The sequence below is a fragment of the Caulobacter sp. P4_E5 genome (assembly GCF_056401555.1).
In genome coordinates, this window is record NZ_JBFUJD010000112.1 from 1 (window position 1) to 12,819 (window position 12,819).

A 12,819-nucleotide genomic window follows, 5' to 3' on the forward strand; every position below is an offset into this window, starting at 1 on the left:
ACTATACCCGCTGCTCTCGACCGCCGCGCTCAATCGTTCGGCGATCCGACTGGAAGGTTTACGCACGCATGCTCGCCGGTTTCCGCACCTTCGCCAAATCGCCCTTCGCGGTGCTGTTGTTTGGCCTGCTGATCGTCAGCTTCGCCATCTTCGGCATCAGCGACGTGTTCAAAGGCCCGCGCGGTTCGGGCGTGGTCAGCGCTGGCTCGCGCACCCTGTCCGCCCAGGACTTCAAGCAGCGGTTCGACAATTACCGCAAGGAAATCGAGCAGCGTAACGGCGAGCCGCTGACGCCCGACCAGGCGGTCGAGCGCGGCGTCGATCGCCAGATCCTCCAGGAATTGGCCCTGCAGGAATCGATCGCCGCGGCGATCCACGACATGGGCGTGGCCCCGTCCGACAAGCTGGTCGGCAACATCGTCCACGAGCAGATGAGCCAGCTGCCCGCGACCCAGCGCCCGTTCAACCCGATCACCGGCAAGTTCGACTCGCAGGCCTACGCCGCCCTGCTGGCCCAGAACAATCTGACGCCGCAGACCTATGAGGCCTCGCTGCGCGACGAGATCGCCCAGGCCCACTTCTTCTCGGCCGTCGGCGCCGGCATGAAGGCCCCGCGCGTCTACGCCGCCTTGCAGGGCGCCTATCTGATGGAAGCGCGCGACATCGCCGCCTTCGCGATCAATCCCGCCTCGATCGAAAAGCCCGCGCCGCCGACCGACGCCCAGCTGACCGCCTTCATGAAGGAAAACGCCGAGCGGCTGACGCGTCCAGAGACCCGCGTGCTGTCGATCATGCGCGTCAGCGCCAAGGCGCTGGAGCCGACCGTGGCCCTGAACCCAGCCGACGTGCAGAAGGCCTTCGACTTCCGCAAGGATAGCCTGGCCAAGCCCGAGACGCGCTCGATGATCCAGATCGTGGCGCCGGACGCCAAGGCCGCCGCCACCATCTCGCAGCGCCTGTCCAAGGGCGAGGATCCTACCGTCGTCGCCAAAGCGTTCGGCAAGACGCCGCTCATCTTGACCGATAAACCCAAGAGCGCCGTGCCCGACCGCAAGGTCGCCGACGCGGCCTTCACCCTGGCCGTCGGTCAGGTCAGCGCTCCGATCACGGGTGAGCTGGGCGTCTCGGTGATCAAGGTCACCAAGGTCACACCGGGCGTCGTCCCGACGCTGGAGAGCGTCCGCTCGCAGGTCGAGGCCGAGGTTCGCGCCCAGGCCGCGCAAAGCAAGGCCTACGACCAGACCCAGGCCTATCAGGACGCCCACGACGGCGGCGCTGATCTGGTGGCCGCCGCCAGCAAGGCCGGCGCCATGGTCGTCACGACCGCGCCGATCACCGCCCAAGGCGCCGACCAGACGGGCCAGCCGGTCGTCGGCCTGACTCCCGACATCGTCAAGACCGCCTTCGGCCTGTCGCAAGGCGGCGAGAGCGAACTCGTCGAGCTGGGCAAGGGCGAGTACTACGCCGTCAAGGTCGAAAAGGTCGTTCCGGCCGCCATGCCGCCCCTGGCCGAGATCAAGCCGCAGCTGACGGCTGTCTGGTTGGGCCAGGAGATGGGTAAGCGCCTGAAAGCCAAGGCCGAGGCCCTGGCCGCTCGCGTCAAGAAGGGCGAGTCGCTGGAAGCCGTCGCCGCCTCGGCCCAGTCGCAGGTGCAGAAGGTCTCGGGCCTGTCCCGCCAGAATGCTCAGCAGCATATGGGCCTGGGCCGCGAGTTCCTGGGCGCGGCCTTCAACGCCAAGCCCGGCGAGGCCTTCGTGGCCCGCGCCGGCCAGCAGGGCGAGGCCTTCGTGGTCGCCAAGCTGGAAACCGTCCACGCCGCGCCGCCGGCCGCCGTCGCCCAGATCGCCGCCTACGCCCAGACGCAGACGGCCAGCGGCCTGATGCGCGACCTCGGCGAAGCCTCGCGCAACGCCGCCAAGACCCAGCTGAAGACCAAGAGCAACCTGACCCTGGCCCGCCAGGCCATCGGCGTCGACACCGACGCCCTGGCCAAGGCCGACGCCGCCAAGGTTGGAAAGAAAGCCGACTGATGAGTCTGGAACCCGCTTACGACGCTTTCTCGGAAATCTATGATTCCGGGCGCCAGCAAGTCGTCTGGACTCGCCTGATCGACGATCTCGAGACCCCGGTCTCGGCCTATCTGAAGATCGCCCAGGCGCGTCCCTACAGCTTCCTGTTCGAGAGCGTCGAGGGCGGGGCCTGGCGCGGCCGCTATTCGATCGTGACCATGAACCCGGATCTCGTCTGGCGCTGCCGCGGCGACCAGGCCGAGATCGCCGAGGGCGAAGACATCGCCGCCGGCCGGTTCACGGCCCAGCCCGGCGGCGCGCTGGACAGCCTGCGCGATCTCGTGGCCCGGGCGCGCATGGAACTGCCCAAGGGCCTGCCGCCGATGGCCGCGGGCGTGTTCGGCGCTCTGGGCTACGACCTCGTCCGCCTGGTCGAGCGCCTGCCGGACATCAACGAGGACACCCTGGGCCTGCCCGACGGGATCATGACCCGTCCGTCGATCGTGGCCATCTTCGACGCCATCGCCCAGGAGATCATCCTGACGACGACGGTGCGCCCGCAAGCCGGCGTCTCGGCCAAGGACGCCCATGCCGCCGCCCGCGCGCGCATCGAAACCGTGATGGCCGACCTGCATCGCCCGCTGGCCCACGACGCCCCGCGCGCCGCGCGTGACCCGATGGCCTTCACCACCCCGGTCAGCCGCGCCGCTTACGCCGAGGTCGTGGCCAAGGCCAAGGACTACATCGCCGCCGGCGACATCTTCCAGGTCGTGGCCAGCCACCGCTTCCGCGCGCCGTTCGACCTGCCGCCGTTCGCACTGTACCGCTCGCTGCGCCGGACCAACCCGTCGCCGTTCCTGTTCTTCCTGAACCTGGACGGTTTCAATCTCGTGGGCTCCAGCCCCGAGATCCTGGTCCGCCTGCGCGACGGCAAGATCACCATCCGCCCGATCGCCGGCACCCGGCCGCGCGGCGCCACGCCCGAGGAAGACAAGGCGCTGGAAGCCGAGCTGCTGGCCGATCCCAAGGAGCGGGCCGAGCATCTGATGCTGCTGGACCTGGGCCGCAACGATGTCGGCCGCGTGGCCATGCTGCGCGAGGCTGGCCGTAACCAGCCCAGCCAAATGCCGAAGGGGCCGCAGGTTCGCGTCACCGAAAGCTTCAAGATCGAGCGCTACAGCCACGTGATGCACATCGTCTCGAACGTCGAGGGCAACGCGCCCGACGGCGTCGATCCGGTCGACGTGCTGATGGCCGCCCTGCCCGCCGGCACGCTGTCGGGCGCGCCCAAGGTCCGAGCGATGGAGATCATCGACGAGCTGGAAGTCGAAAAGCGCGGCATCGGCTATGCCGGCGCCGTGGGCTATTTCGGGGCCGACGGCTCGGTCGACACCTGCATCGTGCTGCGCACGGCGCTGGTCAAGGACGGCATGATGTATGTCCAGGCAGGCGGCGGCATCGTCGCCGACAGCGACGCCGACGCCGAGTATGACGAGACCCTGCATAAATCCCGCGCTCTCAAGCGCGCGGCCGAGGAAGCCTGGCGGTTCAGCTGAGCCTTAGGGCTGTTCTAGGGACCGCCGAGCCGGTCGTCGGGGAGGTGCTGAGTGACCGTCGGTGGCGCCAGCACCATCACCGTGGCGAAGCTGAGCGCGCAGAACGCGGCGAAGGCCGCGGCGGCCAACACCGGCGCCATCTTCTGGATGCGCGTCTTCGGCCGCAGCAGCGCGCGGACATAGGCGACGGCGACAGGGTCCAGGGCGGAATCACTCGGGTCCATACCCATATGATGCTCGAGACCGCGACCGCTGTAACCGTAACTGAAGGCCGCAGGTGAAAATGCCGCTACACAATGACTTCCCCCGCGCTAGAACCGCACTTCGAAAGGCGGCGTCATGATCCTCGTCATCGATAACTACGACAGCTTCACCTACAACCTCGTCCACTATCTGAATGAGCTGGGGGCCGAGACGGTCGTCTACCGCAACGACGCCCTGACGGTGCAGGAGGCCCTGGGCCTGCGTCCCGCCGCCGTGCTGTTGTCGCCGGGGCCCAAGGCTCCGGACCAGGCCGGCATCTGCCTGCCGCTGCTGCGCGGCGCGCCGGCCGACCTGCCGATCCTGGGCGTCTGCCTGGGCCACCAGGCGATTGGCCAAGCCTATGGCGGCGAAGTGATCCGCGCCAAGTCGGTCATGCACGGCAAGGTCAGCAAGGTCCGCCACGACGACAAGGGCATCTTCAAGGGCCTGCCCAACCCGTTCACCGCCACGCGCTATCACAGCCTGGCGGTCCGCCGCGAAGACCTGCCGCCCGAGCTGGAGGTCACCGCCTGGACGGACGACGGCGAGATCATGGGCGTGCAGCACAAGACCCGCCCGGTGTACGGCGTCCAGTTCCATCCGGAATCGATCGCCACCGAGGGCGGTCACCAGATGTTGGCCAACTTCATCGACCTGGCGGGCGTCAAGCGTGACGCGGCGGTCTGGGTCTAGGCCGCGCCATGTCCGACGCTTTCAAGCCGTTGCTGGCCAAGCTGGCCGACGGCCAGACCCTGGGCGACGACGACGCCGAAGTATTCTTCGCCGCCTGCCTTCGGGGCGAGCCGACGCCGGCCCAGGTGGCCGCCGCGGTCACCGCCATGCGTCTGCGCGGCGAGACTGTTGGAGAAATCGCGGCTTGCGCCCGCGCCATGCGCCGCGCGGCCGTGCCGCTGGAGCATCCGTACGACGTCATCGACGTCTGCGGCACCGGCGGCGACGGCCTGCACACCCTGAACATCTCTACCGCCGTCGGTTTCGTGGCCGCTGGCGGGGGGCTGAAGGTCGCCAAGCACGGCAACCGCGCCATCACCTCGAAGTCCGGCACCGCCGACGTGCTCGCGGCCCTGGGCGTCAATATCGACGCCACCCGCGAGCAGCAGCGCCGGGCCCTCGACGACGCCGGCATCTGTTTCCTGTTCGCCCAGGCCCATCACGGGGCGATGAAGCACGTCTCGCCGATCCGCCAGCAGCTGGGCTTCCGCACCATCTTCAACCTGCTGGGTCCGCTGACCAATCCGGCCGGCGCCAAGCGGCAGATAGTCGGGGTCCCGGCGCCGCGCTTCGTCGAGCCGATCGCCAAGGCGCTGGGCGCCCTGGGGGCCGAGCGCGCCTGGTCGGTGCACGGTTCGGGCATGGACGAGCTGACCACGACGGGCGAGACCGAGGTCGCCGAATGGCGCGACGGCGTCGTGCGCCTATTCAAGATCACGCCCGAGGCCGTGGGCCTGCCCCGCGCCTCACTAGCTGACATCACCGGCGGCGACCCCGCTTTCAACGCCGCGGCTCTCACCCGCCTGTTCGACGGTGAGACTGGCCCCTATCGCGACATCGTGCTGCTGAACGCCGCCGCCGCCTTCCTGGTCGCCGACAAGGTCGAGACCCTGGTCGAGGGCATCGAACTGGCCGCCGACGTCATCGACAAAGGCCGCGCCAAGGCCGCCCTCGCCGGCCTCGTGGCCGCCACCAATTCGGAAGTAGCCGCGTGACCGACATTCTGGCCAAGATCGCCGCCTACAAGCTTGAAGAGGTCGTCGACCGTAAGCGTCGGCGCACTCTGGCCGCCCTCGAATCTGCCGCCAGGAACGCCTCGTCGCCGCGCGGCTTCAAGCAGGCCCTGGTCAATGGACACGCCCCCGGCAAGCTCTCGCTGATCGCCGAGATCAAGAAGGCCTCGCCCTCCAAGGGTCTGATCCGCGCCGATTTCGATCCGCCGGCCCTGGCCCGGAACTACGAAGCCGGCGGCGCCGCCTGCCTTTCGGTGCTGACCGACGGCCCGAGCTTCCAAGGCGCCGACGCCTATCTGATCGACGCCCGCGCGGCCGTCAGCCTGCCCTGCATCCGCAAGGACTTCCTGGTCGATCCCTGGCAGGTGGCCGAGAGCCGCGCCCTGGGCGCCGACGCCATCCTGGTCATCCTGGCCATGGTCGACGACGACTTGGCCGCCGAGCTGATGTCCGAGGCCAAGCGCTTGGGCATGGATGCCCTGGTGGAAGTGCACGACGAGGCCGAGATGGCCCGCGCCGGCGACTTGGGCGCTGATCTCGTCGGAATCAACAATCGCGACCTCAAGAGCTTCGTCGTCGACCTGGCGGTGACCGAACGCCTGGCCGCCCTGGCGCCCAAGGACGCGCTGTTGGTCACCGAAAGCGGCGTCTTTACCCACGACGACGTAGTGCGGATGGAGGCGACCGGCGCCAAGGCCATGCTGGTCGGCGAGAGCCTGATGCGCCACGCCGACGTCACGGCCGCCACCAAGGTCCTGCTCGGGTAAGCGCCACGATTTGGCCAAGCTTGCCGGCCTACCCTGAGGCGAGACGGGGAGACGGATACATGGCTACGAAACCGCGCTGGGCCGAAGGCCTGATCGAGACCGCCAAGACGGTCGCCATCGTGGTCGTGGTGTTCCTGGTCCCACGGACGGTCTTCTGCCAGCCGTTCACGATCCCGTCGGAGTCGATGCAGCCGACCCTGCTGGTCGGCGACTACATCCTGGTCTCGAAATATCCCTACGGCTGGAGCCGCCATTCGATCACGCTCAGCCCGCCCGTCGGCCATGGTCGCCTGATGGAGAAGGCGCCCGAGCGCGGCGACATCGTCGTCTTCAAGAAACCGTCCGACGGTCGCACCGATGTGATCAAGCGCGTGATCGGCCTGCCGGGCGACCGCGTCCAGATGATCGATGGCGTCCTGCATATCAACGGCGCGGCCACCACCCAGACCCTGACCGGCATCGACGCCGACGGCGCGCCGGACGCCTATCCGATCCCCGTACGCCACCTGCGCGAGACCCTGCCGAACGGCCGGACCTACGCCACCAATAGCTTCGGCGCCAAGACCACGGCGGCCAACACCGGCGTCTATACCGTGCCGGCCGGCTGCTATTTCGTGATGGGCGACAATCGCGACAACTCGGCCGACAGCCGCTTCAACCCCGGCGGGGCGGCCAAGGGCTATGCCTCGTGCCCGTGGGACGTGGCGCGCGACGCCGACCTGCCGCCGGAACTGGGCATGGGCTTCGTTCCCGCGGAGAACCTGGTCGGGCGGGCCGAGCGAGTGCTGTTCTCGTGGAACGACCACGGCCTGCGCCTGGACCGCACCTTCCGCAAATTGCCCGCTCCAAAGGTTGGCTGAAACCTGGCGCACCGCTAGGGTCCGCCCGCTTCGGATCGAAAGGGAATCGGATGCGGGACGGCTCTTTCCTGACGGCGCTGCGTAACGCCACGCCCGCGCCCCTGCGCCCCGTCCTGGGCCGCCTGCGTCGCGCCTTGAGCGGAACACCCGCCCCGATCGCGCCTCCGCCGGCCGATCCGAATGCCGTCGCCGCGCCGCAGGAACTCTGGCACCTGGTCGGCGCCGCCGACGCCGACTTCGTTCGCGTGGGCCAGGCGTTCAAGCAGCTGTTCATCGAGGCGGGCCTGCAGCCACACCACGCCATCCTCGACGTCGGCTGCGGTATCGGTCGCGCCGCCGCGCCCCTCGTCGACTATCTCGATGAGAACGGGCGCTACAGCGGCTTCGACGTGATGGCCCAAGCCATCGACTGGTGCAAAGCCAACATCGCCGTCGGCGACCCACGCTTCGAATTCGTCCATGCCGCCATGCACAGCGACCGGTACAATCCGGAAGGCTCGCAACCCGCCAGCGCCTATGTCTTTCCCTATCCGGACGCCAGCTTCGACTATGTCTGGCTGGGCTCGGTGTTCACCCACCTGCTGGCCGCCGACCAGGCGCAATTCGCCCGCGAAATCGCCCGGGTGCTGAAGCCCGGCGGGGTCAGCATCGTCTCCTGGTACCTGATCGACGAGGAGGCCCGCGCCAACACCGGCAATGGCCAGATCGCGTTCGACTTCGTCCACGCTCTCGATGGCTGCTGGACCGCGACGCCGGAGCTGCCGGAATCGGTGATTGGCTACGACCTCGGGCCCACCCTCGTCCAGTATGACGCGTTGGGCCTCGACGTGCTGAATCAGGCCCTTGGCGTGTGGCGTCGCCAGCCGCTGCAGGACCAGGACATCATCGTGGCCCGCAAGCGCGCGTGAAAGTTTTCGTTAAGCTTTTGATTCTGGCCGCTATTTACCCTGCGGCACAACCTAGTCTTTGATTTTCCTGGATTTTCCGCGCCGCGACGGCCTCGACTTGACTTTAATGCGGAACGCCTAGAGAACATTCGCGAGGTTTGCGGTTTGTTCCGCGCTCCAGCCGAGGTCGCCATGCTCACCCGCAAGCAGCACGAACTGCTGATGTTCATCCACGAGCGGATCAAGGAGACCGGCGTCTCCCCCTCGTTCGACGAGATGAAGGAGGCCCTGGACCTGGCCTCGAAGTCGGGCATCCACCGGCTGATCACGGCGCTGGAAGAGCGGGGCTTCATTCGCCGCCTCGCCCACCGCGCCCGCGCGCTGGAGGTGGTCAAGCTACCGCAACAGGCCACGACGACTGCCCCGCCCAAGGGCCGCGGCGCCTTCCGCCCGCAAGTGTTCGAAGGCGGCGGCGCTCCGCCTCCGGCTCAAACGGYGACCGCCCCCGCCAACGATACTCGCGAGCTGCCGATCCTCGGCAAGATCGCCGCCGGCACGCCGATCGACGCCATCCAGCACGAGCGCGAGCGCCTGCCAGTGCCCGAGTCGATGCTCGGCGGCGGCGAGCACTATGTTCTCGAGGTGCAAGGGGACTCGATGATCGAGGCCGGCATCCTCGACGGCGACTATGTGATCATCAAGAAGGGCGACACCGCCACCTCGGGCGAGATCGTCGTCGCCTTGGTCGGCGAGGAAGCCACCCTGAAGCGCCTGCGCAAGAAGGGCGGCTCGATCGCTCTGGAAGCGGCCAATCCCAAGTACGAGACTCGCATCTTCGGCCCCGATCAGGTCGAGGTGCAGGGCAAGCTGGTCGGCCTGATCCGCCGCTACCACTAAGGTCTTTCGCTCATTCTGCTGTCATCCCGGCGAAAGCCGGGACCGCCACGGGTGCTTGGCTTTCCGACCTCGGCGTTTCTGGTGGTCCCGGACCGGTCCTTCGGACCGTCCGGGATGACAGTTGGAGCTAAGGTTTCGGCGCCAGGCGCCCCTCCTCCGCTAGGCGCTTGGCGACCGCGTCGAATCCGGCCCAGGCGGCGGCGGCCAGCGAACCGCCCGTGCTGACCCTGCGCACGCCCAGCGCGCCCAGGCTCTCGACCGACATCTGCGGTCCCCAGAACAGCACGTTGACCGGCTTGGGCGCGACGGCTTGGACGATGGCCCGGATCTCGTCGAAATCGGTGACGGCCGGCGCATAGAGACAGTCCGCGCCCGCCGCGGCATAGGCCTTCAGGCGCTCCAGGGTCGGCGCCAGGTCGCGGATCCCTCGCAGATAGCCTTCGGTGCGGCCCACCAGCATTACGTCCTGGCCGGACGCGTCGATCGCCGCGCGGGCGGCCTTGAGGCGCTCCACAGCGATCGACAGGTCGTAGAGGCCCGTCCCCGACCAGTCCTCGATCGAAAGCCCCGCGACGCCGGCCTCGATGGCCAGGGTCACGCTCTCGGCGACGCCTTCGGTCGTTTCGGCGAAGCCGTTCTCGAAATCGGCGTTCACCGGCAGGTCGGTGACAGCGCACAGATAGCGCAGATGCGCGATCACCTCGTCGCGGGTGACCTGGCCATCGTCCTTACCCATCGCCCAGGCCATGCCCGCGCTGGTCGAGGCCAGCGCCTTGAACCCCAGCCTCTCCAATCGCTTGGCGCTGCCGGCGTCCCAAGGGTTGGGCAGGGCGAAACAGCCTTCGGCGTGCAGGGCGCGGAAGGCGGCGCGGCGGGCGGCGAACGGGTTCGACATCACTGAATCCTCCAGGCGCGTTGGTTCGCGCATGTTTCCTGACGATCTCTAGCGTCAGCGCGTGACATGGGGTGTCAGCAGGCGGCTCCAAGGGCGGTCGCCGCGTAGCGGTTGAGCCCAGACGATGCGCCAGCCGTCTGGCCGATGATAGAGCTCCGCCGCGCCGCCGCGTTCGAAATCCTCGGCTGTCAGCAGCACGGTGTCGGCGCATAACGGCGGTGTCCGCTCCGGCGCCGCCGCGCGGACCACCACCACCTCGCTGCGCACGCAAAGGCCCGACAAGGTCTCGGCATCCGGTGTCTTGCGGCTCCAGGCGATCGACAGCCGCACCGGGGCGCCCAGGGCGGGCGCGCAGGTCCGCTTGTCACAGGCGTAGAGACTCCAGGTCGCGGGCGTCAAACCACGCCGTCGGGCCCACAGCTCGGCGCCGAAGCGCTTGGCGTCGGTGCGCAGCAGGACGGCCGCGTCGCCCGAACGGACCGCTGCGGTCGCGCCATCGGCGGCGATCCAGGCGTCCGGCGGCGCGGGCCTGGGCCACAAGGCGACGGCCAGGGCGAGCGGCGCGCCGACCCAGCGCAGCTTTCCCCGCCACAAGCACAGGATCATCAGCCCCAAGAACGCCACGACCAGCACCTGGGGCGGCGCGCTGGCGACGATCCGCTGCGCGCCGTGCGCGGCCGCGAAACCGTTGGCGATGCCGACCATGGCGTCGATGCCCCAGCCGGCCACGGCCAGGAACGGCCCGCCCAAGCCGAACGGCTCCAGCAGGGTTCCGACCGCCAGAAACGGCATGATCACGAACGAGGACAACGGCGCGACCGCCAGATTGGCCGGCAGCCCCCAGACGGCGACGCGGTTGAAGTGCTGCATGGCGAACGGCGCGGTCGCCAGCCCCGCCACCAGGCTGGCCGCGACGCTAGCGGCCAGCCAAGTGATCGCCGCCTGGGGCCAGCGGATCCACCACGGCGTCGCGATCTCGCGCACGGGCTGAGGCCAGGACTCGGCCAAGGCGACCAGGGCGGCGGTGGCGGCGAACGACATCTGGAAGCCTGGCTCGCCAGCCGTTTCCGGCTTCAGCGCCAGGATCAGCAGCGCCGCCACCGCCAGGCCGTGCAGGGTGATGGCCCGGCGGTCGAACAGGATGGCCAGGAAGGCGACGCTGGCGGTGATCGCCGACCGCTCGGCGGGCGGCGGCGCGCCGGAGATCAGGAGATAGCCGAGCACCGCGACCAGGCCCGCCACCGCCGCGATCTTCTTGCCTGGCGCCCGCAGGGCCAGCCACGGCCAGGCGGCCACGACCAAGCGGGCCAGGCCGAACACGAAGCCGCCGACGATCGCCATGTGCAAGCCCGAGATCGACAGGATGTGCGCCAGGCCCGAGGCCCGCATGGCGTCGGTCTGAGCCTGGCTGATCCACGCCTCATGGCCAGTGACCATCGCCGCGCCGATGCCGCCGCTGTCTGGACCCATGTGCGCCAGGATCCGCTGGGCCAGGTCCCAGCGAAACGTATTGACCGCCATGGTCAAGCGCAGCCGCCAGGGCGGCGGGTCGAGCGCGGCGACGTCGATCTCGCCGATCACGAAGCCGACCCCGCCGATCGAGTCGAACCAGGCGTCGCGGCCGAAGTCGTAGGACCCCGGCGCGGCCGGCGGCGGCGGCGGACCCAGCATGGCCTTCAACCGCACCGCCTGGCCCGGCGCCGGGGTCTCGTCCTCGCCGATCGTCACCCGGATCCGGCGCGGCGTTTGTTTGGGCGATAGGCCCGACACCGCGACCGGTGCGATCAGCAGGCGTGGGCCGCCCGCTCCGGGACTGACGACGTCGACGACAAAGCCGTCCACGCGCCGGACAACTCTTTCGCCGGCCATGATCGGCGCGGCCACCCGGTCGCTGCGGATCTTGGCCGCCAGACCGCCAGCCGCCCCGAACGCCGCCAGGCTGGCCAACACCAGCAAGATCGCCGGCGCGTTCCAACGCCGAAACGCCCACCAGATCATGGCCATGAGCAGGGCCAGTCCGCCCAGCGCCCACAGCGACGGTTCAGTCCGCGCTTCCAAATAGCCCGCCGCGCCCAATCCCAACGCCACCGGCGCCCACAGGAAGGCGCGCTCCTGATTGACCCGCAGTTCGGCCACAACCAGCGACACCAGGGCGCGCAGCGAGAACCGCGCCCTGGGCGCCGCCGGCGCAATATCGACCGCTTCCGCGCCTAACACGCGGAAACCGTTGCGTTTTTGACGGCTAATCCAAGTTCGCCGCGATGCGGAAAACCGCTAGGCCCCGCATGAACCGGCGTGCTAAGACGCGCCGCCCCAAGTCGCTTAGCCCTGGCTTCGCGGCCCGCGTTTTCCGACGCCATTCCGGCGCCTCCTGCAGCCTTGAAGTCCATGTCGAACCCCATCCCTACCGGCGTCGTCACGCGCTTCGCCCCCTCGCCCACCGGTTTCCTGCATATCGGCGGCGCCCGCACGGCGCTGTTCAACTGGTTATATGCACGACATACGGGAGGGAAGTTCCTTGTTCGCGTCGAGGACACCGATCGCGAGCGTTCGACCGAGGCGGCCGTCGCCGCGATCTTCGAAGGCTTGAACTGGCTGGGCCTGGAATCCGACGACGAAGTCGTCTTCCAGCACACCCGCGCCCCGCGCCACGTCGAGGTCGTGCAAGCGATGCTGGCCAAGGGCCGCGCCTATCGCTGCTGGATGACCGTCGAGGAGCTGGAAGTCGCCCGCGAGAAGGCCCGCGCCGAAGGCCGCGCCATCCGCTCGCCCTGGCGCGACGCGCCCGAGGGCGATCTCTCGGTCCCGCACGTGATCCGCTTCAAGGGCCCCCTGGACGGCGAGACCGTGGTCGATGACCTGGTCAAGGGCCCGGTGACCTTCAAGAACATCGAGCTGGACGATCTGGTCTTGCTGCGCGCCGACGGGGCCCCGACCTATAATCTGGCCGTGGTCGTCGA

The 12,819-nt window shown here is 68.8% G+C and carries 12 protein-coding genes; 9 read left to right on the top strand and 3 right to left on the bottom strand.

Translation table 11 applies throughout. The features are described 5' to 3' along the window. Nucleotides 1–68: 68 nt before the first annotated feature. Both AC1DSO_RS22975 and trpE read left to right on the top strand, forming a co-directional pair. Complete coding sequence (locus AC1DSO_RS22975) at nucleotides 69–2,030, top strand: peptidylprolyl isomerase (RefSeq protein WP_477071021.1); 1,962 nt, start codon at nucleotides 69–71, stop codon at nucleotides 2,028–2,030. Then, a complete protein-coding gene (trpE, locus tag AC1DSO_RS22980) occupies nucleotides 2,030–3,565 on the top strand; it encodes an anthranilate synthase component I (RefSeq protein ID WP_477071022.1) in 1,536 nt (511 codons plus the stop codon). The genes AC1DSO_RS22975 and trpE overlap by 1 nt, the downstream gene beginning before the upstream one ends. Before the next feature lie 14 nt (nucleotides 3,566–3,579). Here the strand turns inward: trpE and AC1DSO_RS22985 are convergent, their stop codons facing one another. After that, complete coding sequence (locus tag AC1DSO_RS22985) at nucleotides 3,580–3,789, bottom strand: hypothetical protein (protein ID WP_477071031.1); 210 nt, start codon at nucleotides 3,787–3,789, stop codon at nucleotides 3,580–3,582. 115 nt (nucleotides 3,790–3,904) lie between these two features. On the opposite strand from AC1DSO_RS22985, the gene AC1DSO_RS22990 reads away from it, so the two are divergent. The 6 genes from AC1DSO_RS22990 (at nucleotide 3,905) to lexA (ending at nucleotide 8,964) form a co-directional block, all read left to right on the top strand. Continuing rightward, the gene (locus tag AC1DSO_RS22990) at nucleotides 3,905–4,501 is read left to right on the top strand and encodes an anthranilate synthase component II (RefSeq protein ID WP_477071023.1); all 597 of its coding nucleotides are present in this window, start codon (nucleotides 3,905–3,907) and stop codon (nucleotides 4,499–4,501) included. Nucleotides 4,502–4,509: 8 nt separating this feature from the next. Further along, nucleotides 4,510–5,535 carry an anthranilate phosphoribosyltransferase gene (gene trpD / locus AC1DSO_RS22995; RefSeq protein ID WP_477071024.1) on the top strand — a complete coding sequence of 342 codons (1,026 nt, stop codon included), beginning with the start codon at nucleotides 4,510–4,512 and terminating at the stop codon, nucleotides 5,533–5,535. Then, nucleotides 5,532–6,320 carry an indole-3-glycerol phosphate synthase TrpC gene (gene trpC, locus AC1DSO_RS23000; protein ID WP_477071025.1) on the top strand — a complete coding sequence of 263 codons (789 nt, stop codon included), beginning with the start codon at nucleotides 5,532–5,534 and terminating at the stop codon, nucleotides 6,318–6,320. The genes trpD and trpC overlap by 4 nt, the downstream gene beginning before the upstream one ends. A 59-nt stretch (nucleotides 6,321–6,379) precedes the next feature. Further along, nucleotides 6,380–7,180, top strand: coding sequence for a signal peptidase I (gene lepB, locus AC1DSO_RS23005; RefSeq protein ID WP_477071026.1), 801 nt, complete (start codon nucleotides 6,380–6,382; stop codon nucleotides 7,178–7,180). A 50-nt stretch (nucleotides 7,181–7,230) separates the two neighbouring features. Then, nucleotides 7,231–8,088, top strand: a complete 858-nt coding sequence (locus AC1DSO_RS23010) for a class I SAM-dependent methyltransferase (RefSeq protein ID WP_477071027.1) — start codon at nucleotides 7,231–7,233, stop codon at nucleotides 8,086–8,088. 171 nt (nucleotides 8,089–8,259) lie between these two features. Further along, on the top strand, nucleotides 8,260–8,964 hold the full coding sequence (gene lexA, locus AC1DSO_RS23015; protein WP_477071028.1) for a transcriptional repressor LexA: 705 nt from the start codon (nucleotides 8,260–8,262) through the stop codon (nucleotides 8,962–8,964). A 127-nt stretch (nucleotides 8,965–9,091) separates the two neighbouring features. Here the strand turns inward: lexA and AC1DSO_RS23020 are convergent, their stop codons facing one another. Then, a complete protein-coding gene (locus tag AC1DSO_RS23020) occupies nucleotides 9,092–9,859 on the bottom strand; it encodes an isocitrate lyase/PEP mutase family protein (RefSeq protein WP_477071032.1) in 768 nt (255 codons plus the stop codon). 54 nt (nucleotides 9,860–9,913) lie between these two features. Further along, on the bottom strand, nucleotides 9,914–12,076 hold the full coding sequence (locus tag AC1DSO_RS23025) for a ComEC/Rec2 family competence protein (protein ID WP_477071029.1): 2,163 nt from the start codon (nucleotides 12,074–12,076) through the stop codon (nucleotides 9,914–9,916). Nucleotides 12,077–12,247: 171 nt separating this feature from the next. Here AC1DSO_RS23025 and AC1DSO_RS23030 point away from each other — a divergent pair. Beyond that, nucleotides 12,248–12,819: glutamate--tRNA ligase (locus tag AC1DSO_RS23030; RefSeq protein ID WP_477071030.1), on the top strand; the 572-nt coding region annotated here is incomplete at its 3' end.

What these genes read in the sequence shown, in the direction of transcription:
- AC1DSO_RS22975 (WP_477071021.1), top strand. Translation starts at nt 69, where the DNA reads ATGCTCGCCGGTTTCCGCACCTTCGCCAAATCGCCCTTCGCGGTGCTG.
- trpE (WP_477071022.1), top strand. Translation starts at nt 2,030, where the DNA reads ATGAGTCTGGAACCCGCTTACGACGCTTTCTCGGAAATCTATGATTCC.
- AC1DSO_RS22985 (WP_477071031.1), bottom strand. Translation starts at nt 3,789, where the DNA reads ATGGACCCGAGTGATTCCGCCCTGGACCCTGTCGCCGTCGCCTATGTC.
- AC1DSO_RS22990 (WP_477071023.1), top strand. Translation starts at nt 3,905, where the DNA reads ATGATCCTCGTCATCGATAACTACGACAGCTTCACCTACAACCTCGTC.
- trpD (WP_477071024.1), top strand. Translation starts at nt 4,510, where the DNA reads ATGTCCGACGCTTTCAAGCCGTTGCTGGCCAAGCTGGCCGACGGCCAG.
- lepB (WP_477071026.1), top strand. Translation starts at nt 6,380, where the DNA reads ATGGCTACGAAACCGCGCTGGGCCGAAGGCCTGATCGAGACCGCCAAG.
- AC1DSO_RS23010 (WP_477071027.1), top strand. Translation starts at nt 7,231, where the DNA reads ATGCGGGACGGCTCTTTCCTGACGGCGCTGCGTAACGCCACGCCCGCG.
- AC1DSO_RS23020 (WP_477071032.1), bottom strand. Translation starts at nt 9,859, where the DNA reads ATGTCGAACCCGTTCGCCGCCCGCCGCGCCGCCTTCCGCGCCCTGCAC.